The sequence below is a fragment of the Micromonospora sp. WMMB482 genome (assembly GCF_019038635.1).
Taxonomy (GTDB): Bacteria; Actinomycetota; Actinomycetes; order Mycobacteriales; family Micromonosporaceae; genus Micromonospora; species Micromonospora marina.
Genome location: NZ_JAHOPD010000020.1, coordinates 3,920,935 through 3,940,864, shown reverse-complemented (window position 1 = coordinate 3,940,864; position 19,930 = coordinate 3,920,935). Strand labels below are relative to the sequence as shown.

Below are 19,930 nucleotides of genomic sequence, written 5' to 3'. Positions count from 1 at the left end.
TTACCCGCCCAGGCGGGCGCGGATGCCGTCGGCGGGCATGGGCGCGCCGAACAGCCGGCCCTGCCCGGTGTCGCAGCGCAGCGCCCGCAGCCGTTCGGCCTGCACCTCGGTCTCCACCGCCTCGGCCGTCACCGACAGCTCCAGCGCGTGCGCCAGCCGGACCAGCGCGTCCACGATCCGCTCGTCCCGGTGGTCGGCGACCGTGTCGGCGCCGTCGCCGCGTATCCCCTCGACGAACGGGCCGGCCAGCTTCACGCAGTGGATCGGCAGCCGCCGCAGGTATGCCAGGTTCGAGTAGCCGGTGCCGAAGTCGTCGATGGCCAGCCGCAGCCCGAGGTCGGCGAGCTGGTGCAGCGTCCGCAGCGGCTCCCCGGCGCTGCCCATGACGGCGCTCTCGGTCAGTTCCAGCTGCAACAGCTCGGCCGGCAGGCCGGTGTGCTGCAACGCCTCGGCCACCGTCTCCACGATCGCCGGGTCGTCGGCCTGCCGGGCGGCCAGGTTGACGCTCACCACGGGCGTGGTGTCCGGGTACGCGCGCCGCCACGACTCGGCGTCGCGGCACGCCTGGCGCAGCACCCAGGCGCCGAGCCGGACGATCAGGCCGGTCTCCTCGGCCAGCCCGATGAACCGGTCCGGCCCGATCAGCCCCAGCTCCGGGTGCTGCCAGCGCACCAGCGCCTCGACCGCCACCATCGTGCCGTCCAGCAGCGACACGATCGGCTGGTAGTGCAGCACGAACTCGCCCCGGTCCAGCGCGGCGGGCAGGTTCGCGGCCAGCGCGGAGCGGGCGATGTCGGCGGCGCTGCGCTCCGGGTCGTACACCGCCCAGCGGCCCCGGCCCTCCGCCTTGGCCCAGTAGAGCGTGGTGTCGGCGGCCTTCATCAGGTCGCCGACGCTCGTCTCCGCCGCCGGGCACTCCACGATGCCGATGCTCGCCGACACGGCGAGCTGCTGGTCACCGACGTGCACCGGCGCGGACACCGCGGCCAGGGCCAGCTCGGCGACCTCCACCGCGTCGTCGATGCCACCGTCGGAGTCGACCAGGATGACGAACTCGTCGCCGCCCATCCGGGCCACCAGGTGACCGCGCCCGGCCACGCAGTCGCTGAGCCGCCGGGCGATCACCTTGAGCAGCCGGTCGCCCAGGTCGTGACCGAGGCTGTCGTTGACCGCCTTGAAGCCGTCCAGGTCGATGAAGCAGAGCCCGACGCGCTGGTCCGGGCCGGCGCCGTCGAAGACGTCGCCGAGCGTCTCGAAGAACAGCGTCCGGTTGGGCAGGCCGGTCAGCGGGTCGTGCAGCGCCTGGAAGCGCAGCCGCTGCTGCAACTCGTACCGCTGGGTGATGTCCTCCACCATCGCCACGGTGAACCGGGGCCGGCCGTCGTCGTGCCGGATCAGCGACACCGCGAGATCGGTCCAGACCACGCTGCCGTCCTTGCGGTAGTAGCGCTTCTCCACCCGGGCGCTGTCCCGCTTGCCCTCGATCAGCTCCTTGTACAGCTCCCACATCCCGGCCGCGTCGTCGGCATAGGCCAGCGCCGACACGTTCATCCGCCGCATCTCCGCGACGGTGTAGCCGAGCATGTCCGCGAAGGACTGGTTGACCTCGATGATCTGCCCGTCCACCCCGGCGATGCCGATACCGATGGCGGCGCCGGTGAAGACCGCCCGGAAACGCGCCTCGCTGTCCCGCAGCGCCTGCTCGACGGTGTCCCGGGCCTGCCACGCGGACCGGGCGATCCGCTCCTGCTGGCTGAAGACCCGGTCGCGCAGCGCGCGGGCGAACCCGGCCGCGAACGCGCCCTGGAGCAGCGCGACCCGCTCGCGCAGCTCCGGTGACTCCGTCCGCGACGGCAGCACCCACTGCAGGAACCGGTCGCCGAGCGCCTGCACCGACCAGTCGAGCACGCCGGGCTCGGTGAGGTGCGCCTCGACCAGGGCACGCCCCACCTCCTCCGCCGGGCGGGCGGAGAAGGTGGGAGCGACCAGGGTCTCGCCGAGCCGCTCGGTGAGCGGCACCAGCAGGCGCTCGGTCTCGGCCGCGCTCAGCGGCACGAACCCGATGCGGCGCACCGCCCGAGCCCACTCGGCGGCGTACGCGGCGGCGCCGGGCCGGCTGACGTCTCCCCCGTCGCTGTCCGGGGTGCGCATGGGCTCAGCCGGCGGCGCGGTCGTGCCGGGCGACGCCGCCGAAGGCTCCGAACCGCTCCGGGTGCTCGTCCACGTCCGACGGGGAGTCGGGCCGCCACAGCGGCATGTGCACCACGCCCGGTTCGAGGATCGTCCAGTCACCGAAGAAGCCGGTGATCTCGGCCCGCGAGCGCAAGGTGATCTCGGTGGCGGTGCGCGCCGACAGCCGCTGCGCGTCCAACATCTCCTGCGGCTGGTCCTCGAACGTGGAGTGGGAGATGACCAGGTAGCTGCCGGGCGCGGCGGCGGCGCGCAGCGTGGCCAGGATGTCGGCCGGGCGGTCGGCGTCCGGCACGAAGTGCACCACGCCGGCGAGCAGGATGCCCAGCGGCCGGTCGAAGTCGATCAGGCCGCTGGCGCGGGCGTGGTCCAGGATCAGCTTCGGCTCGCGCAGGTCGGCCAGGATCGCGGTGGCCCGGTCGTTGCCGGCGAGCAGTTCGTGGCTGTGCGCCACGGCGACCGGGTCGGTGTCGACGTACACGATGCGGGCGCCCGGATCGGCGGCCTGGGCGACCTCGTGCACGTTGCCGACGGTGGGGATGCCGGAGCCGATGTCGAGGAACTGGTCGATGCCGGCGTCGAGCAGCACCCGTACGGCCCGGCGCAGGAACTCCCGCCCGGAACGCATGGTGGCGGCCAGGTTCGGCGTCATGGCTGCGATCTGCTCGGCGAGCTGCCGGTCGATCTCGAAGTTGTGCGCCCCACCGAGGAAGTAGTCGTAGACCCGGGCGGCGCTCGGCCGGCTCAGGTCGATCTCGGTGGGCAGGCTCTCCGGCGTCTGCATCGCTCGGTCCCCCAGGTCGTCGTCCGCCGTCGACGGCGGATCATGTGGTCCAGACCACTCTAGGCCGGTACGGCCAGGTACGGGAGATCCACCGGAGGCGATGCCGGCGGCCCGGGGTCAGTCGGCCGATTCCAGCAGCAGCGAGATGCCCTGGCCGACGCCGATGCACATGGTGGCGAGCGCCCGCCGGCCGCCGCGTCGGCGCAGTTCCAGCGCGGCTGTCAACGCCAGCCGGGCGCCGCTGGCGCCGAGCGGGTGACCCAGCGCGATCGCCCCGCCGCCGGGGTTGACGTGCTCGGCGTCCTCCGGCAGGCCCAGCTCGCGCAGCACCGCCACCGACTGCGCGGCGAATGCCTCGTTCAGCTCGATCACGTCGACGTCGGCGAGCGACAGGCCCGTCCGGTCGAGCAGCTTCCGGGTCGCCGGGACCGGGCCGATGCCCATGATCCGCGGCGGTACGCCGGCCGACGCGGCACCGCGTACCCGGGCCAGCGGGGTGAGACCGTAGCGTTCGACGGCGGCCGCGGAGGCGACGAGCAGCGCGACGGCGCCGTCGTTGACGCCGGAGGAGTTGCCGGCGGTCACAGTGCCGCCCTCGCGGAACGGGGTGGGCAGCGCGGCGAGCTTCGCAAGCGTCGTCTCGCGCGGGTGCTCGTCGGCCTCGACCAGCTTCGTCTCGCGCTTGCCCGCGGGCACCGTCACCGGGACGATCTCCTCGGCCAACCGGCCGTCGGCCTGCGCCTTGGCGGCCCGCTGCTGCGACCGGTAGGCGAAGGCGTCCTGCGCGGCCCGGTCCACGCCGAACTCCGCTGCCACGTTCTCCGCCGTCTCCGGCATCGAGTCGATGCCCCAGCCCTTGCGCATCAGCGGGTTGATCAGCCGCCAGCCGATCGTGGTGTCGTACACCTCGGCGGTGCGGGCGAACGGCGTGGCCGCCTTCGGCATGACGAACGGCGCGCGGCTCATGCTCTCCACGCCGCCGGCCACCACCAGGTCGGCCTCCCCGGCGACGATCGCGCGGGCGGCGGAGGCGAGCGCGTCCAGGCCGGAGCCGCAGAGCCGGTTGACGGTGCTGCCCGGCACCTCCTCGGGCAGGCCACCGAGCAGCGCGGCCATCCGGGCCACGTTGCGGTTGTCCTCGCCGGCCTGGTTGGCGCAGCCGAGGATCACGTCGTCGGTGCGCGCCCAGTCGACCGACGGGTGGCGGGCCACCAGCTCGCGGACGACGTGCGCGGCCAGGTCGTCGGGGCGGACCCCGGCCAGCGCGCCGGCGTACCGGCCGATCGGGGTGCGGACTCCGGCAACGAGATAGGCCACTGTCATCGCGCGTACGTCCTTCGGGGGTGGGAAGGGTCGGGGCGGGTCGCGGGGGTACCCGGGCGCCAGGATATCCGCGACCGGACCGGATAGGTTTGCCGCATGTCCGGGGCCCAGTTCAGCGCAGAGACCAGTGGCGGCGGCGCGTTCGTCCGCCAGCCCAACCGGTTCACCGGCCGGGTCACCCCGCACTCCACCTCACCCGAGGGCGGCGGGCCGGACGAGCAGGGACGCTGGCCGCTGGAAGCCGGCCGGTACCGGCTGGTCTGGTGCCGGGCCTGCCCGTGGGCGCACCGCGCCCGGATCGTGCGCGGCCTGCTCGGGCTGGACGAGGTGATCTCGCTGGGCACCGTCGACCCGATCCGGGACGAGCGGGGCTGGCGGTTCGCGCTCGACCCGGACGGCTTCGACCCGGTGCTCGGCATCGGCTTCCTGTCCGACGCGTACCTGTCCACCGACCCCGACTACACCGGCCGGGTGACAGTGCCGGCGCTCGTGGACACGCTCACCGGACGGGTTGTCACCAACGACTATCCGCAGCTCACGCTGGACTTCTCCACCGAGTGGCGGCGCTTCCACGCGCCGGGCGCCCCGGATCTGTACCCGGTCGAGCTGCGCCCGGAGATGGACACGCTGATGGCGGAGATCCACCGGGACGTCAACAACGGCGTCTACCGGTGCGGCTTCGCCACCTCCCAGGAGGCGTACGACGAGGCGTTCACCGCGCTGTTCGCCCGCCTCGACGCGCTCAGCGAGCGGCTGGCCGGGCGGCGCTACCTGATGGGCGACGCGATCACCGAGGCGGACGTACGCCTGTTCACCACGCTGGTGCGCTTCGACGTGGCGTACCACGGGCACTTCAAGTGCAACGAGCGCAAGCTCACCGAGATGCCGGTGCTGTGGGCGTACGCGCGGGACCTGTTCCAGACGCCGGGCTTCGGCGAGACGGTGGACTTCGACCACATCAAGCGGCACTACTACGCCACCCACGACATGATCAACCCGAGCCGGATCGTGCCGCTGGGCCCGGATCTGTCCGGCTGGACCACAGCGCACGGACGTGGCTGAGGGAACAGCCCGCCGGATCGCCGCCGCGTTCGCCGCCGTCTGCCTGACTGCCGGCGTGACCGCGGTGACGGTCGCGGTGGTCGCCGGTCCCGGTCCCGGCCCGGCCGGGTACGTGAGTGAGGCGGGCATCACGGACAGCGGGTACGCCGGGGCGTACCGGATGGGGATCTTCTCGGTGGCCGCGTCGCTGCTGCTGCTCGCCGGGGCGCTGCCACCGGGGTTGCGCGCGGCGGCCGGGCTGCTCGGCGCCGGCGCGGTGGCCACGGTGCTCTCCGGCGCGGTGACGTGCAGCGAGGGCTGCCCGCTTCCGCCGTTCGAGGCACCCACGGTGGCCGACCTGGTGCACGGCGGGGCCAGCATCGCGGCGACCGCCGCGGTGGTGCTCGCGATGCTCGTGCTGCTGTTCTCCCCGGGGGTGGACCGGGGGCTGCGGCGGATCGCCGCGATCGGCGCGGCGCTGGCGCTGCCGGTGGCCGCCGTGGTCGCTGCGGCGCTGCTGCTGGTCGGGCGCAGCACGCTGCTCGGGGTGTCGGAGCGGGTGCTGCTGGTCGTGGTCGCCGCCTGGGGACTGGCCTCCTCCGGCTACCTGGCTGTAAGGAGCCTCACCGGCAGCGGTCCTTCCGTCCGGACGCCGGACGGGAGTAGCGTGTCGCGACGATGACCAATGTCTGGTGCCTCACCGAGCGCCTGTACGTCGATCTGCGACGGCAGGCCAGCGGCGTCTGTCCGGCGTAGCTCCACGCCCCGACGCCCGCCTTCCCTCTCCAGACCTTGGACTCGTCCCCATGACCTCCGCCCTGCGCAGAATCCCCTTCTCCGTCCAGATCCTGCTCGGCCTCGTGCTCGGCGTGGCGCTCGGTTTCCTCGCCCGCGCCGCCGGCCTCGCCTGGCTGACCAGCACGCTCGACACCGTCGGCGGCCTCTTCGTCCAGCTGCTCAAGCTGGCCGTGCCGCCGCTGGTCTTCACCGCCATCGTGGTCAGCGTGGTCAGCCTGCGCGGCGTCGCCAACGCCGCCCGGCTGGCAGTCAAGACGCTGCTCTGGTTCGGCGTCACCGCGCTGATCGCGGTGAGCATCGGCATCGGCCTCGGCCTGCTCACCGACCCCGGCCGGGGCGTCAACCTGGACCCGGCCGGCGCCACCGCGCCGAAGACCACCGGCTCCTGGATCGACTTCCTCACCGGCATCGTCCCGACCAACCCGGTCGGCGCGTTCGTCGAGGGCAACGTCCTCCAGATCGTCTTCCTCGCCCTGGTGGTGGGCGCCGCCGCGCTGCTGGTCGGCGACGCCGCCGAGCCGTTCGTGGCGCTCAACCGCTCGCTGCTGTCGATCGTGCAGAAGGCGCTCTGGTGGGTCATCCGGCTCGCCCCGATCGGCACGCTCGGCCTGATCGGCAACGCCGTCGCCTCGTACGGCTGGGACCTGCTCGCCCCGCTCGCGAAGTTCACCACGGCCGTCTACGTCGGCTGCGCGCTCGTGCTGTTCGTGGTCTACCCGGTGCTGCTCGCGGTGGCCGGCAAGCTCAACCCGCTGCGCTTCTTCGCCGGCGCCTGGCCCGCCATCGAGCTGGCCTTCGTGTCCCGCTCCTCGGTGGGCACCATGCCGGTGACCCAGCGTTCGGTCGAGCGTCTCGGCGTCCCCCGCGAGTACGCCTCCTTCGCGGTGCCGTTCGGCGCCACCACGAAGATGGACGGCTGCGCCGCCGTCTACCCGGCGCTCGCCGCGATCTTCGTGGCGCAGGTGTTCGGCGTGAACCTGGGCGTCACCGACTACCTGCTGATCGCGTTCGTCTCGGTGGTCGGCTCGGCCGCGACCGCCGGCCTGACCGGCGCGATCGTCATGCTGACGCTGACCCTGAGCACGCTGGGCCTGCCGCTGGCCGGGGCCGGTCTGCTGCTGGCCATCGACCCGATCCTGGACATGATCCGTACCGCCACGAACGTGGCCGGGCAGGCCGTGGTGCCGACCATCGTGGCCGCCCGGGAGGGCACCCTCGACCGGGCCGCGTACGACTCGGCCGGCAAGCGCGACCTGATCGAGCCGGTCGAGACCGCGCGGCTCGACCCCGTACCCGCCTGATCCACACTCCAACGGGTGCGCCTGCCGAGAAGGAGGCGCACCCGTTGCCCCGACCGGAGGATCTTCGACAATGAGCGCCCTGTTCACCCCGCTCGCCCTGCGCGGCGTCACACTGCCCAACCGGATCGCGCTGGCGCCCATGTGCCAGTACAGCGCCGGGCCCGACGGCCTGCCCACCGACTGGCACCGCGTCCACCTCGGCTCGCGCGCCGTCGGCGGGGCCGGCCTCGTCATCACCGAGGCGACAGCTGTGGTGCCGGAGGGCCGGATCAGCCCGCAGGACACCGGCCTCTGGTCCGGCGCGCACGTCGACGCGTGGCGGCCGATCACCGCGTTCGTCACCGCCCACGGCGCGGTGCCGGCCGTGCAGCTCGCGCACGCCGGGTTCAAGGCGTCCACGTACCGGCCGTGGGCGCCGGCCCGCGGCGGCGTGCCGGACGCCGAGGGCGGCTGGACCCCGGTCGGCCCGGGTGACCAGCCGTTCGTGCCGGACTACCGCACACCCACCGCGCTCGACGAGGCGGGTATCGCGGCCGTGGTGGACGCCTTCGCCACCGCCGCCGGGCGGGCGCTCGACGCCGGGTTCGCCGCCGTGGAGATCCACGCCGCGCACGGCTACCTGCTGCACGAGTTCCTGTCCCCGCTGACCAACCGGCGCAACGACGGCTACGGCGGTGACCGGGCCGCCCGGATGCGGCTCACCCTCGACGTGGCCCGCGCGGTACGCGCCGCCGTCGGCGAGTCGGTGCCGGTGCTGACCCGGATCTCCGCCACCGACTGGACCGACGGCGGCTGGACCGCCGAGGACAGCGTGGTGCTCGCCGGGGAACTGGCCGCCGCCGGAGTCGACCTGGTCGACACGTCCTCCGGCGGCGCGGCGGTCCAGGCCTCCATCCCGGTCGGGCCGGGCTACCAGGTGCCACTGGCCGCCCGGATCCGCCGCGACGCCGGGGTGCCGACCGGCGCCGTCGGCCTGATCGTCGAGCCCGAGCAGGCCGAGCAGATCGTGGCCGGCGGCGAGGCGGACCTGGTGCTACTGGGCCGGGAGCTGCTGCGCGACCCGTACTGGCCCCACCGCGCGGCAGCCAAGCTGGGCGCCACCCCAACTTGGCCCGCCCAGTACACCCGAGCCTTCTGACCTTGCGCGTCGATCATGAGGTTGGCGGCGTTCTGCGTCCGATTTGTCGCCGCCAACTTCATGATCGACGGGGGAGTCCCGAGCGGTCAGCCGGCCAGGTGGTTCCAGCGCGGTTCCAGGTCGGTCCAGGCGCCCTGGTCGGCCACCGTGCCGTCGATCAGCACCACCACCCGGTCGGCCCGCACCAGCGCGGCCCGCTTCGCGGTCGAGCCGACCACTGTGACCCCGTGCTCGCGCAACGCCGCCCACAGCGCCAGCTCCGTGCCCACGTCCAGCGCCGACGACACGTCGTCGGCCACCAGCAGCTCGGTACGCCGGGCGAGCGCCCGGGCCAGCGCCAGCCGCTGGAGCTGACCGCCTGACAACCGGGTGCCCTTGTGCCCGATCAGCAGCCCGAGCCCGCCCCCGGCCGCGGCCAGGTCGTGTTCGAGCTGGGCGGTCGAGACCGCCCCCGCGGCGTCCACCTGGTGGCCGAGCGCGATGTTGTCGGCCACCGTGCCGGAGAGCACCCGTGGTAGCTGACCCACGTACCCGACCTGGTTGGGGCGCAGGAACATCTCCGGTTCGGTGACCGGGTCGCCGTTCCAGCGCAGCTCGCCCACGTGGTGCACGATCCCGGCGAGCGCCCGCAGCAGCGACGACTTGCCGGACCCGACCGGGCCGACGACCAGCACCAGCTGCCCGCGCTCGACGACCAGGTCGACGTCGCGGACGGCGAGCGTGCCGTCGGAGTGCAGCGCGCCGAAGCCGGCCAGCTCCAGGCGGCACAGCGGGCGCCGGGGCGGCGGCTCGGGCGCGGGCGCGGTGCCGGCGACCAGATCGAGGCCGGGCACCGGCGCCGCGTACACGGCCTCGCCGGTCATCGCCACCGTCCGCCTGGTCCACACCCGCGCCGACGGGTACTGCGACACCAGTGACGCGGTGGTCCACGCGAACCAGCGGGCCGCGCCGAGCGTGGAGACGGCCACGAGCGTGGCGCCGGCGGACAGCTCACCGGCCAGGTAGAGCGCCCACGCGCCGATCGGCAGCAGTCCGCTGGCGACCGACGGGGTGGACCGCGCCCACACCTGCATGGCGATCTCGCGCCGCTGCCGCTCGCTGCGGACCTCGTCCAGCCGGGCGAGGTGGCGCAGCACCGGGCGGGTCGCGCCGGCCAGCTTCACCGTACGGGCGGCGGACAGCGCGGAGACCAGCGCGGTGGCGAACGCGGCGCGCGCCTTCACCGTGCCGGCCGCGGTACGTTCCAGCCGGGGCCCGAACAGCGTCGCCGCCAGCCCGGAGACCACCATCGTGCCGACGAAGAACAACGCCGGTACGAGACTGCCCGTCACCAGCGTCATGGCGACCACGACGACCAGCGAGATGAACTGGTCCATCAGGTTGTCGGCCAGGCGCACCACCCGGTCGGTGTCGCCGCCCTGGGCCACCACCTCGGCCGGGGTGTGCCCGCTGACCCGGCGCGCGCCGGTCTGCCCGTGCACCAGCCGGGCGCTGATCCGCAGCATCTGCCGGATCCACCACTGCGGGAACCACAGGTTCGTCAGGTACGGCAGCGGCAGCACCACCAGCAGCGCGGCCACGATGCCCAAGGCCGGCAACCACGGGTCGCCGCCGCCGACCAGGTCGGCCCAGAGCCAGGGCAGGACCGCGCCGTCCAGGCCGAGCACCGTCATCACGGCGAACAGGCCGACCGAGAGCAGGCCGTACCGCGGGTCGTTGGTGCCCAGCCGGAAGATCTCCCGCATGGTCCGCGCGGGCGGCGACGGCGGCGCCGGTGGCGGGTCGGCGCGCGGCACGGCCGCCGGCCGGGTCGCGGGCGCGGCCGGGGTGGCGGGCGCGTCGTCCCAGGCGGGCACGTCGAGCAGGTCCACGCCGCCGCGCCGGGCACCCACCCCGGCGTACGCCCCGGCGTGGCTGGTGGCGAGCAGCTCGGCGAAACGGGCCGACTCACGCAGCGGACCGGCCTCCAGCACCGCGCCGTCGGCCATCACCACCACCTCGTCGCAGCGGCGCACCGAGGAGAGCCGGTGCGCGATGACGATGCCGATCCGGTCGGTGAGCAGCCGTTCGGTGGCCTCTCGTACCCGGTTCTCGGTGACCGGGTCGAGCCGCGCGGTGGCCTCGTCGAGGATCACCACGTGCGGGTCGCGGACCAGGATGCGGGCGAACGCGACCAGCTGCTCCTGCCCGGCGGAGAGCACGTGACCGCCGTCGCCGAGCCGGGTGTGCACACCGTCGGGCAGCTCGGCGATCCAGCCGGCCAGGCCCAGTTCGCCCAGCGCCCGCTCGGCCGCGGCCAGCAGCTCCGGATCGAACAGCGCCACGTTCTCGGCGAGCGTGCCGGCCAGGATCTCGGTGCGCTGCGGCACCACGGCGATCCACCGGCGCAGCTCCTCCACGTCCAGGTCGACCAGGTCGGTGCCGGCGAGGAACACCGTGCCGCGCGGTACCTCCACCGCCCGGGTGAGCACCTTGGCCAGCGTCGACTTGCCCGAGCCGGTCCGCCCGACGAGCGCGTACGAGCGCCCGCGGACGAAGTCGAGACGCACGTCGCGCAGCGCCGGCCCGCGGTCGTCCCCGCCGGCCGGGTAGCGGTAGGTGAGCCCGCGCACGGTCAGGTCGCCGTCGACCGGGGCGGCCCCGCCGTCCGGCTCCTGCGGCGATCCGGCAAGCAGTTGCACCCGGCCCCAGGCGCCGAACGCCTGTTGCAGGTGCGGCACCCAGCGGGCGATCTGCTCGACAGTCGCGCCGAACGCGACGGCCAGCAGCCAGATCGCGGTGAGCCGCGCGGCGTCCACCCGGCCGGTGGCCAGCGCCCACGCGCCGCCCAGCACCACGCCCACGACGCCGAGCCCGACCGCGCCGGCGGCGATCGCGGTGACCCGCGCGGAGAGCCGGAAGACCCGGACGCACCTGGCGATCACCTCGGCCGCGCGGCGGGCATAGAGGCGCAGCACGTACGGCCGGGCGAGGCTGGTGCGCACGTCGTCCTGCCCGTGCACCGCCTCCTCCATCACGGCCGCGAGGTCGGACCACGCCTCCTCCTCGGCCATCCGGGCCGGGGCGATCCGGGCGGTCGGGCGGCGCAGCGTCGCCGCGAGCAGCGCGGTGAGCAGGATCATGCCGATGCCCGCGGGCCACCAGACGATCAGCGCGCTCACCAGTGACAGGGCGCAGACCGCGAGACCCTGCGCCAGCCGTACGCCGGTGTTCCGCATCTCGGCGGCGACCTGGTAGACGTCGTTGTCGATCCGGTCGAGCAGTTCGCCGACCGGCGTGGTCTCCAGGGTGGGCAGGTCCTGGCCGAGCGCGACCCGGCAGAGCCGCCGCCGCACGTCGGCCGACCAGTCGGCGGTGAGCCGAGCCATGATCAGACCGATCAGCAGGTCGGTGACGACAGCGGCGACGAGCGCCACGGCCAGCGCGACGAACCAGCCGGACGAGCGGTGCACCAGCACCGGCCCGGCCAGCGCGGCGGCGGCCGCCTGGCCACCGGCGCCGAGCACGATCAGCAGCAGGACCGCCGCCATCCGCCGGGGCGCCGTGGCCCAGAGATCTCGGAGCAGGCGCATGGAGGGTCCTCCGGACTCGGATCGGTGGGGGCGGTGTCCCCAGCCTCGTCCTCACGGCAGCCCGGATTCAACCGAATTACCGGCCCTTGGTCAGGTCCGGGCGACCCGCCTGACGATGCCGAGCAGCGACTCCTGCACCTCGTCGATCGGCCGCTCCGGCGAGAAGACCAGCCAGTCCACGGCCACCACCAGCCCGACGCCGAACAGCGCCGAACTCGCGGTACGCACGTCCAGGTCGGCGGGCAGGTCACCGCTGTCCACCCCGGCCTGCACCGTCTCCGCGATCACCGCGATGGCCTCGCCGCGCAGCAGCCGCAGCGTCTGCTGCCACTCCCGGTTGGTCCGCCACATCTCCGAGAGCAGCAGCTGGGCGAAGGCGCGGTAGCGGCGGATGTACTCCAGCTGGGCACGGACCAGCGCGCCGAGCGCCTCCAGCGGCGGCAGCCCGTCGACGGCGGCCCGGAACTCGGCGGTGAGCAGGCCGATGCCGTGCCGCAGCAGTTCCTCGAACAGGACGGTCTTGGACTCGAAGTTGTAGTAGACGGTCCCCTTGGCCACGCCGGCCCGGGCCGCGATGTCGTCCACGGTGGTGGCCGAGAAGCCCTGCTCGGCGATGAGGTCCACCGCCGCCACGAAGAGGCGCTGGCGGGTGTCCTCGCGCCGGCGCGTCCGTCCGTCCGTCACCGGCTCATCCTCACATGGTCAGTTCGGGGTGCAGCTTGGCCGGGGTCAGGCGGCGGGACCGGCGGGCCGCGCCGACTGTCAGCGCCGTCGCGCCCAGCCCGAACGCGAGCAGCACCAGCGCCGCGGTGACGACCGGGGCGGTCGTACCGCCGTTGACGGTGTGCCGCAGGCCGTCCACCACGTACGTCATCGGCAGCCAGGGGTGGACCGCCTGGAAGAAGCCGGGCGAGGTCTGCACCGGGTAGGTGCCGCCGGACGAGGTGAGCTGGAGCATCAGCAGCGCCAGGGCGGCCAGCCGCCCGGCCGGGCCGAGCGCCACGCCGAGCAGTTGCATGATCGCGGTGAACGCCAGCGAGGTGAGAGCGAGCAGCCCGAACGTGGCCGGCCCGTGCCGCGGGTCGAGCCCGAGCGCCAGCGTCACCACCGTGTAGAGCACCGCGACCTGGGCCAGGCCGATCGCCGCGGCCGGGAGCCACCCGGCGAGCACGACCCGCCAGCCGGGCGCGCCGGACATCACGTGCCGCCGGTTGACCGGCCGCAACAGCATGTACGTGATCATCGCGCCGACCCAGAGCGCCAGCGACAGGAAGTACGGGGCGAAGCCGACACCGTACGAGCCGGCCGGGTTCTGCGAGTCGCGGATCAGGCCGACCGGGTCACCGAGGACGCCGGCGCGAGTGGCCGCGTCGTCGTACCCGGGGAGTTTCCGCTCCCCGGCGGCGAGCCCGTCGGCGAGGTCGCCGGCGCCGCCCTCCAGCCGGGTCAGCCCGTCGACCAGGCGGTTGCTGCCGCTGCCGAGCTGGGCCAGGCCGCCGTCGAGCTGGCGGGCACCGGTGGCGAGCCGGTAGAGGCCGCCGCGCAGCTCGTTCGCGCCGGTCGACGCGTCGCCCAGCCCGTCGCGGAGCTCGGCGCTGCCCCTGGCCAGCGTGGCGAGCCCGCCGGCCAGCTCGTTGACCTTCGCGCGGGCGGAGGCGACGTCGTCGGCCAGGTGCGGCGCGGCGGCGGCGACCTCGCGGGCGGTCCTCGCCACGTCGGTCATCTGCTTGCGCAACGTGGCCATGTCGGTCTCCTCCAGCGCGGCCACCACGGAGCGGGCCTGCGTGACGGCCCGCTCGGCGGCCTTGCGGGCGGCGGCGAAGTCCGGGTCGTCGGCCAGTTCGGGGTGTTCCTTCGCGACCGCGTCGAGCCGGTCGCGGACCTCCTCGGCGGTGGCGACCACCTCGGCGGCCTTGCCCGGCAGCGCGTCCAGGCCGGCGGCGAGCTGCTGCGCGCCGTCGGCGACCAGCGTGGCCGCCTTCTCGATCCTGTCGGCGTTGCGGCGCAGCACCGGCTCGTACGTGTCGGCGGCGGCGTTCACGGTGGCCGCCGCGGCCTTGGTCTCGGTGGCCGCGCGCCCGGCGCCGTCGGCGAGCTGGGCGGCGCCGGTACGCAGCTGGTCGAGGCCCTTGGCGAGCTTGTCCGCGCCCTGGACCGACTGGTTCAGCCCACCGGCGAGCTGCCCGGCGCCGTTCCCGGCGTCACCGAGCCCGTCGGCGAGCTTGTCCGCGCCCTGCTGGGAGCTGCCGAGCCCGTCGGCGATCCGCCCGGCGCCGTCGGCGGCGCGCCCGGTCTCGGCCTTGGCGTCGGTGAAGCCGATCAGCATCCGGTCGAAGTACGTGGCGGCGGTGCTCTGCGCGGCGGCGGCCCGGATCTCGCTGAACGCCGACCGGGCGAGCAGGCCGGAGAGGTAGTTGGTGGCGTCGTCGTTGACGACCTTCAGCTCACCCTGGCGGGCTGGGCGGTCCGGTTCCGGGCCGGCGGCGAGGCTGGCGGAGAAGTCCTCCGGAATGGAGAAGATCAGGTGGTAGCGCCCGTCGCGCAGCCCCTTCGAGGCGTCGGCCTGGTCGGTGACGGTCCAGCCGAACACCTTGCGGTCGAGCAGCTTCTCGGTCAGGTCGCGGCCGGCGTGCACCTCGCTGCCGTCACCGGCGGTGGCCGGGCGGTCGGCGTCGACCAGGGCGACCGGAATCCGGTCCATCTTCCCGTAGGGATCCCAGAACGCGTACAGGTAGAGCGCGCCGTAGAGCAGCGGGACGACGGTGAGCACGGCGAGGGCGGCGCGCGGCAGCCGGCCCCGGGTCATCCGGCGCAGCTCGAACAGGGCCAGTCGCAGGACACTCATGCGGGCACCTCGGCGGGCTCGGTGGGGACGGTCAGGGCGGGGACGGGCAGGGCCGGGTCGCCGATGCGGTGCACGGTGGCGGCGACTCCGGGTTCGACGGCGCGGGCGCTGGCGACCACCGCGTACCCCTGGCCGGCGAGGCGTTCCAGCGCGCCCCACATCCACTCCCGCTCGGGGCGGTCGGCACCGGCGTCCACGTCGTCGGCGACGATCAGGCCGGGGCCGCCGAGGCTGGCGAGCACCAGCCCGAGCACCTGCCGCTCGACCGGCGTGAGGTCGCGGCCGTACCGGTCGGGGTCCAGCGGCTCGTCGGTGAGCCCGGCGCCGGCGATGGCGGCGGCGTAGGCGTCGCGGCGGTCGGCCCGGCGGGCCCGGATCGCGGCGACCGGGACGAGCCGGCGCCGGCGGCGCGGCACCGGGCCGAGCAGCAGCAGCCGTTCGGTGATGTGCTCGGCGACGGTGAGTGTCGGGTCGGGCTCGTGCACGCCCGCCACCTGCCCGAGCGCGGCCGGGCCGCGGCGGCGCAGCTCACCGTGGTTGTGCGGGAAGCGCCCGGCCAGCGCGAGCAGCAGCGAGGTGCGTCCGCTGCCGGGCGGGCCGGTGACGGCGTGCAGCTCACCGCTCGCGGCGGCGAGGTCGACATCCCGGTAGACCCAGCCCCGGCGGGTACGCAGACCCAGGCCGCAGGCCTCGACGATGTTCATCACGACCCCGAATTCCGAACTGACTAGTCAGTATAAAAACATGCACAGCATAACGCCGCCTGTCCGGTTCGGGACGTCGGACGGGAGTGATCCTCAGAACAGCACTGTGGCGAGCGTGCCGACCGGGCGGAAGCCGCAGCGCTCGTAGACCCGGCGGGCAGGCAGGTTGAAGTCGTTGACGTAGAGGCTCACTGTGGGCGCGACCCGGGCCAGCGCGTCGCGGACCACGGCGGCCATCGCGGCGGTGGCGATGCCCCGGCCACGCCACTCCGGTGCCACCCAGACGCCCTGCACCTGCGCGGTCCGCCGGGTCACCACTGCCAGCTCCGCCTTGAAGACCACCCGCCCGTCGACGAAGCGGGCGTAGGCGCGGCCGGCGCGCACCAGCTCGGTCACCCGCCGCCGGTAGCCGCGCCCGCCGTCCTCGGCCAGCGGCGACACCCCGACCTCCTCGGTGTACATCGCCACCGCCGCCGGGAACAGCCGGTCGACCTCGTTGCCGCGCACCCGCCGCACCTGCGGGTCGGGCGCCACGGCGGGCAGCGCGTCCGTGGCCAGCAGCGGCTGGTTCGGGCGTACGTCCCGAGCCGGCCCCCAGTAGGCGGAGAGGCGGTCCCAGAGCCCGAGCACGGCGTCGGCGCGGCCCACGATCGAGGAACAGAGCCGCTCCTCGGCGCTCAGCTGGTCGGCGAAAGCGGTCACCGCCGACTCGGACGCGAGCACCGGGGTGAGGTTGCCGCCCAGCCAGCAGATCGACTCCAGGTGCCGGCGGGAGCCGTACCCGAGGATCCGTGCCTCGGCCCGCCACCACGCCAGCCCGCGTGCCGCGACCCGCTCGGCGACCTGCGCGCCGGCGTACGGGTCGAGATCGAGCAGCCGCTCGACCGCGCGGCGCTCCGACTCCCCCAGTTGGCGTACCGGCACCGTGAGCACGGCTACCAGCCTGCCAGATCCACCCCGGCGCGCGCGGGCCGACCGCGCACCTCCCGCACGGCGCTCAGCCCGCAGCCGCCGGCACCGGTTCGGGCACCGGCGGCCGGGTCCGGGCGGCCCACCGCACCACCGGCGGCACCAGCGCGCCGAGCAGCAGGAACACCACGCCGAGCACCAGCCAGCCGGGGACGCCCCACCCGATCGCGAGCGTGGTCACCACCACCGGGGCGACCATCGAGCCGAGTTGCATGCCCATCCCGTACGCGCCCTGGTACTGCCCGTGCGCGTGCGCCGGGGCCAGGCCGAAGGAGATGCCCCAGCCGGCCGCCGCGTGCCACAGCTCCCCCACGACGTGCACCAGCGCACCGGCCAGCAGCAGCGGCACCGCCACCGCGACCGACACCCCGCCACCGGCCGCGAACAGCACGCACGCGACCGCGAGCAGGCCGCCCGCCCGCCGGGCGGCCCGGCCCGCGCAGGCCAGGTCCTCGGTGCCCCGCGAGGCGCGCACCTGGAACAGGATCACCACCACGGTGTTGACGAGCAGGCAGGCGGAGATCAGCCACTTCGGGGCGGTGGTGTGCCCGGCGATCCACAGCGGCAGGGCGATGTTGATCAGCGAGAAGTGCATGGACATGAGCCCGTCCAGCACGGTGAAGGCGAGGAAGGGGCGGTCCCGCAGCGCGATCAGCCGCGGCCCGTGCGCCGGGGCGGGCATCGGCGGCACCGGCGGGAGCCGCAGCAGCACCGCTGCCGCCAGCAGGTACGTGGCGGCGTCGAGCAGGATCAGCGTGACGTACGCGCCACGGGTGTCGGCGGCGAGCGCGAACCCGGCCAGCACCGTGCCCACCGAGATCCCGACGTTGGTGACCGCGCGCAGGTAGGCACGGGTGCGGACCCGCTGGTCGGGCGGGACGGCACCGGCGATCAGCGCGCCCCGGGCGCCACGGGTGCCCGCGTCGGCGACCGCCATCAGCACGCCGACCACCAGGAAGCTGGTGAACGAGCGCACCGCGACCAGGGCGGCCGTGCACCCGGCCGAGGCGAGCAGAGCGGCCAGCTGGAGGCCGCGCGGGCCGAGGCGGTCGGCGAGGTAGCCCATCGGCGCGCTCGCCACGAGGCTGACCAGCGCGGTGAGCGTGAGCGCCACGCCGACCTGGGTCACCGAGAGCCCCACCGACCGGGTGAGGAACAGCGCGCTGGCGGTGAGCCAGGTGCCCCGCCCGACGGTGTTGACGAGCGTGGAGAGGGCGAGGGTCCGGGACGGGCCCGGTTCGGGAAGCAGGCGCACTCCGGCACCATAGCAAGACGTACGTACGGTTTTCAGCCCCGTTTACGTAATGTCTTGTCGGCGATGCATTGCCGATATATCGTTGATGCATCAGCGATACACCAACAGAAGGAGAACGACTGATGGGTTTCCATCGACGCATGCACGCCGTGCACGACGAGATGCGCCGCCACGGCGGCTTCGGATTCCCGCCCGTACCCCCGGGCCCGCCGCCCTTCTCCCCCGGACCGCACGGTCGCGGGCGGGGCCGTGGCGGCCGGGGACGCGGACGGCGGCCGAACGTGCGCGGCGCCGTGCTGGCCCTGCTCACCGAGCGGCCGATGCACGGCTACGAGATGATCCAGGAGATCGACTCCCGCACCGGCGGGGCCTGGCGGCCCAGCCCCGGCTCGATCTACCCGACGCTGCAACTGCTGGAGGACGAGGGCGTCATCGCGACCGCCGCCGACTCCGAGGGCGGGCGCAAGCGGTTCGCACTGACCGAGGCGGGGCAGGCCGAGGCGACCGGCGCGGCGCAGACCCCGCCGTGGGCGGAGTTCGCCGAGCAGACCGTCAACAGCTGGCACGACATCCGCGACGCCGGCGCGCAGGCCATGCAGGCGCTGCGGCAGGTGATGACCACCGGCACCGACGACCAGCGCGCCCGCGCAGCGCAGGTGCTCGACGAGACCCGGCGCAAGCTCTACGCCATCCTCGCCGAGTCCGAGTGAGCACCGGGCGGCGCGCCCCGGTCACAGCCGGCGCGCGGTGACGCCGTGCGCACCGGTCCGCGAACGCGCGTGCGGCCGCCCCCGATGCCGGGGACGGCCGCACGGCGACGCGGAGAGCGGATCAGTGCACTGTGACAGTGGCGCCACCCGGCACCAGGTCGCGCAGCTCCTCGGGGATCTCGGCGCCCATCTCGTCGGCGATCCGCAGCGCCTCCTCGATCAGCGTCTCCACGATCTGCGCCTCGGGCACCGTCTTGACGACCTTGCCCTTGACGAAGATCTGGCCCTTGCCGTTGCCGGAGGCCACGCCCAGGTCGGCCTCGCGGGCCTCACCCGGGCCGTTCACCACACAGCCCATGACCGCGACGCGCAGCGGCACCGGCAGGCCCTCCAGGCCGGCGGTGACCTCCTCGGCCAGCTTGTAGACGTCGACCTGGGCCCGGCCGCAGGACGGGCAGGAGACGATCTCCAGGCCACGCTCGCGCAGGCCCAGCGACTCCAGGATCGCGGCGCCGACCTTGATCTCCTCGACCGGCGGGGCGGACAGCGAGACCCGGATGGTGTCACCGATGCCCTCGGCCAGCAGCGCGCCGAACGCCACCGCCGACTTGATCGTGCCCTGGAACGCCGGGCCCGCCTCGGTGACGCCGAGGTGCAGCGGGTAGTCGCACTTCTCGGCCAGCAGCCGGTACGCGCGGATCATCACGACCGGGTCGTTGTGCTTGACCGAGATCTTGATGTCCCGGAAGCCGTGCTCCTCGAACAGCGAGCACTCCCACAGCGCCGACTCCACCAGGGCCTCGGCGGTGGCCTTGCCGTACTTGGCCAGCAGGCGCTTGTCCAGCGAGCCCGCGTTGACGCCGATCCGGATCGGCACGCCCGCGTCGCCGGCGGCCCGCGCGATCTCCTTGACCTTGTCGTCGAACTGCCGGATGTTGCCCGGGTTCACCCGCACCGCGGCGCAGCCGGCGTCGATCGCGGCGAAGACGTACTTCGGCTGGAAGTGGATGTCGGCGATCACCGGGATCTGCGACTTCCTGGCGATCGCGGGCAGCGCCTCCACGTCGTCCTGCGACGGCACGGCGACCCGGACGATCTGGCAGCCGGACGCGGTCAGCTCGGCGATCTGCTGGAGCGTGGCGTTGACGTCGGCGGTGAGGGTGGTGGTCATGGACTGCACCGAGACCGGCGCGCCACCACCGACCGGCACCGAACCGACCATGATCTGGCGGCTGGCCCGGCGCGGGGCCAGCGGCGGCGGCGGTACGGGGGGCATACCGAGACTGACAGCGGTCACTTC

The 19,930-nt window shown here is 74.2% G+C and carries 15 protein-coding genes; 5 read left to right on the top strand and 10 right to left on the bottom strand.

Annotated features, from left to right (window positions below):
* From KSK32_RS19755 to pcaF, 3 genes are all read right to left on the bottom strand, one after another.
* Complete coding sequence (locus KSK32_RS19755) at window positions 1-2,151, bottom strand: bifunctional diguanylate cyclase/phosphodiesterase (RefSeq protein WP_216932540.1); 2,151 nt, start codon at window positions 2,149-2,151, stop codon at window positions 1-3.
* Window positions 2,152-2,155: 4 nt separating this feature from the next.
* Complete coding sequence (locus KSK32_RS19750; protein WP_216932539.1) at window positions 2,156-2,974, bottom strand: SAM-dependent methyltransferase; 819 nt, start codon at window positions 2,972-2,974, stop codon at window positions 2,156-2,158.
* A gap of 117 nt (window positions 2,975-3,091) precedes the next feature.
* On the bottom strand, window positions 3,092-4,297 hold the full coding sequence (pcaF, locus tag KSK32_RS19745; protein ID WP_216932538.1) for a 3-oxoadipyl-CoA thiolase: 1,206 nt from the start codon (window positions 4,295-4,297) through the stop codon (window positions 3,092-3,094).
* Between the two features lie 96 nt (window positions 4,298-4,393).
* Between pcaF and KSK32_RS19740 the strand changes: the two genes are divergently transcribed.
* From KSK32_RS19740 to KSK32_RS19725, 4 genes are all read left to right on the top strand, one after another.
* Window positions 4,394-5,359: a glutathione S-transferase family protein gene (locus KSK32_RS19740; protein WP_216932537.1), complete on the top strand. Its 966-nt coding sequence runs from the start codon at window positions 4,394-4,396 to the stop codon at window positions 5,357-5,359.
* The gene (locus tag KSK32_RS19735) at window positions 5,352-6,020 is read left to right on the top strand and encodes a DUF998 domain-containing protein (RefSeq protein ID WP_216932536.1); all 669 of its coding nucleotides are present in this window, start codon (window positions 5,352-5,354) and stop codon (window positions 6,018-6,020) included. Before KSK32_RS19740 ends, KSK32_RS19735 begins: the two co-directional genes overlap by 8 nt.
* Before the next feature lie 136 nt (window positions 6,021-6,156).
* On the top strand, window positions 6,157-7,437 hold the full coding sequence (locus KSK32_RS19730) for a dicarboxylate/amino acid:cation symporter (protein ID WP_216936230.1): 1,281 nt from the start codon (window positions 6,157-6,159) through the stop codon (window positions 7,435-7,437).
* Window positions 7,438-7,507: 70 nt separating this feature from the next.
* The gene (locus KSK32_RS19725) at window positions 7,508-8,575 is read left to right on the top strand and encodes an NADH:flavin oxidoreductase/NADH oxidase (RefSeq protein ID WP_216932535.1); all 1,068 of its coding nucleotides are present in this window, start codon (window positions 7,508-7,510) and stop codon (window positions 8,573-8,575) included.
* Between the two features lie 86 nt (window positions 8,576-8,661).
* Here the strand turns inward: KSK32_RS19725 and KSK32_RS19720 are convergent, their stop codons facing one another.
* The 6 genes from KSK32_RS19720 to KSK32_RS19695 all read right to left on the bottom strand — a co-directional run bounded on the left by KSK32_RS19720 (window position 8,662) and on the right by KSK32_RS19695 (window position 17,920).
* Complete coding sequence (locus tag KSK32_RS19720; protein ID WP_216932534.1) at window positions 8,662-12,147, bottom strand: ABC transporter ATP-binding protein; 3,486 nt, start codon at window positions 12,145-12,147, stop codon at window positions 8,662-8,664.
* A gap of 90 nt (window positions 12,148-12,237) precedes the next feature.
* The gene (locus KSK32_RS19715; RefSeq protein WP_216932533.1) at window positions 12,238-12,831 is read right to left on the bottom strand and encodes a TetR/AcrR family transcriptional regulator; all 594 of its coding nucleotides are present in this window, start codon (window positions 12,829-12,831) and stop codon (window positions 12,238-12,240) included.
* Window positions 12,832-12,841: 10 nt separating this feature from the next.
* Window positions 12,842-14,992 carry a YhgE/Pip family protein gene (locus KSK32_RS19710; protein ID WP_216932532.1) on the bottom strand — a complete coding sequence of 717 codons (2,151 nt, stop codon included), beginning with the start codon at window positions 14,990-14,992 and terminating at the stop codon, window positions 12,842-12,844.
* On the bottom strand, window positions 14,989-15,696 hold the full coding sequence (locus KSK32_RS19705) for an ATP-binding cassette domain-containing protein (protein WP_216932531.1): 708 nt from the start codon (window positions 15,694-15,696) through the stop codon (window positions 14,989-14,991). Before KSK32_RS19705 ends, KSK32_RS19710 begins: the two co-directional genes overlap by 4 nt.
* A gap of 93 nt (window positions 15,697-15,789) precedes the next feature.
* Window positions 15,790-16,629 (bottom strand): DUF4081 domain-containing GNAT family N-acetyltransferase, encoded by an 840-nt coding sequence (locus KSK32_RS19700; RefSeq protein ID WP_216932530.1) that lies wholly within the window; start codon window positions 16,627-16,629, stop codon window positions 15,790-15,792.
* 64 nt (window positions 16,630-16,693) lie between these two features.
* Window positions 16,694-17,920 carry an MFS transporter gene (locus KSK32_RS19695; RefSeq protein ID WP_216932529.1) on the bottom strand — a complete coding sequence of 409 codons (1,227 nt, stop codon included), beginning with the start codon at window positions 17,918-17,920 and terminating at the stop codon, window positions 16,694-16,696.
* Window positions 17,921-18,042: 122 nt separating this feature from the next.
* Here KSK32_RS19695 and KSK32_RS19690 point away from each other — a divergent pair, with 122 nt between their 5' ends.
* Window positions 18,043-18,630 (top strand): PadR family transcriptional regulator, encoded by a 588-nt coding sequence (locus KSK32_RS19690; protein WP_216932528.1) that lies wholly within the window; start codon window positions 18,043-18,045, stop codon window positions 18,628-18,630.
* Between the two features lie 121 nt (window positions 18,631-18,751).
* On the opposite strand, the gene ispG is transcribed toward KSK32_RS19690, so the two are convergent.
* Window positions 18,752-19,927, bottom strand: a complete 1,176-nt coding sequence (gene ispG, locus KSK32_RS19685; protein WP_216932527.1) for a flavodoxin-dependent (E)-4-hydroxy-3-methylbut-2-enyl-diphosphate synthase — start codon at window positions 19,925-19,927, stop codon at window positions 18,752-18,754.
* Window positions 19,928-19,930 lie beyond the last annotated feature (3 nt).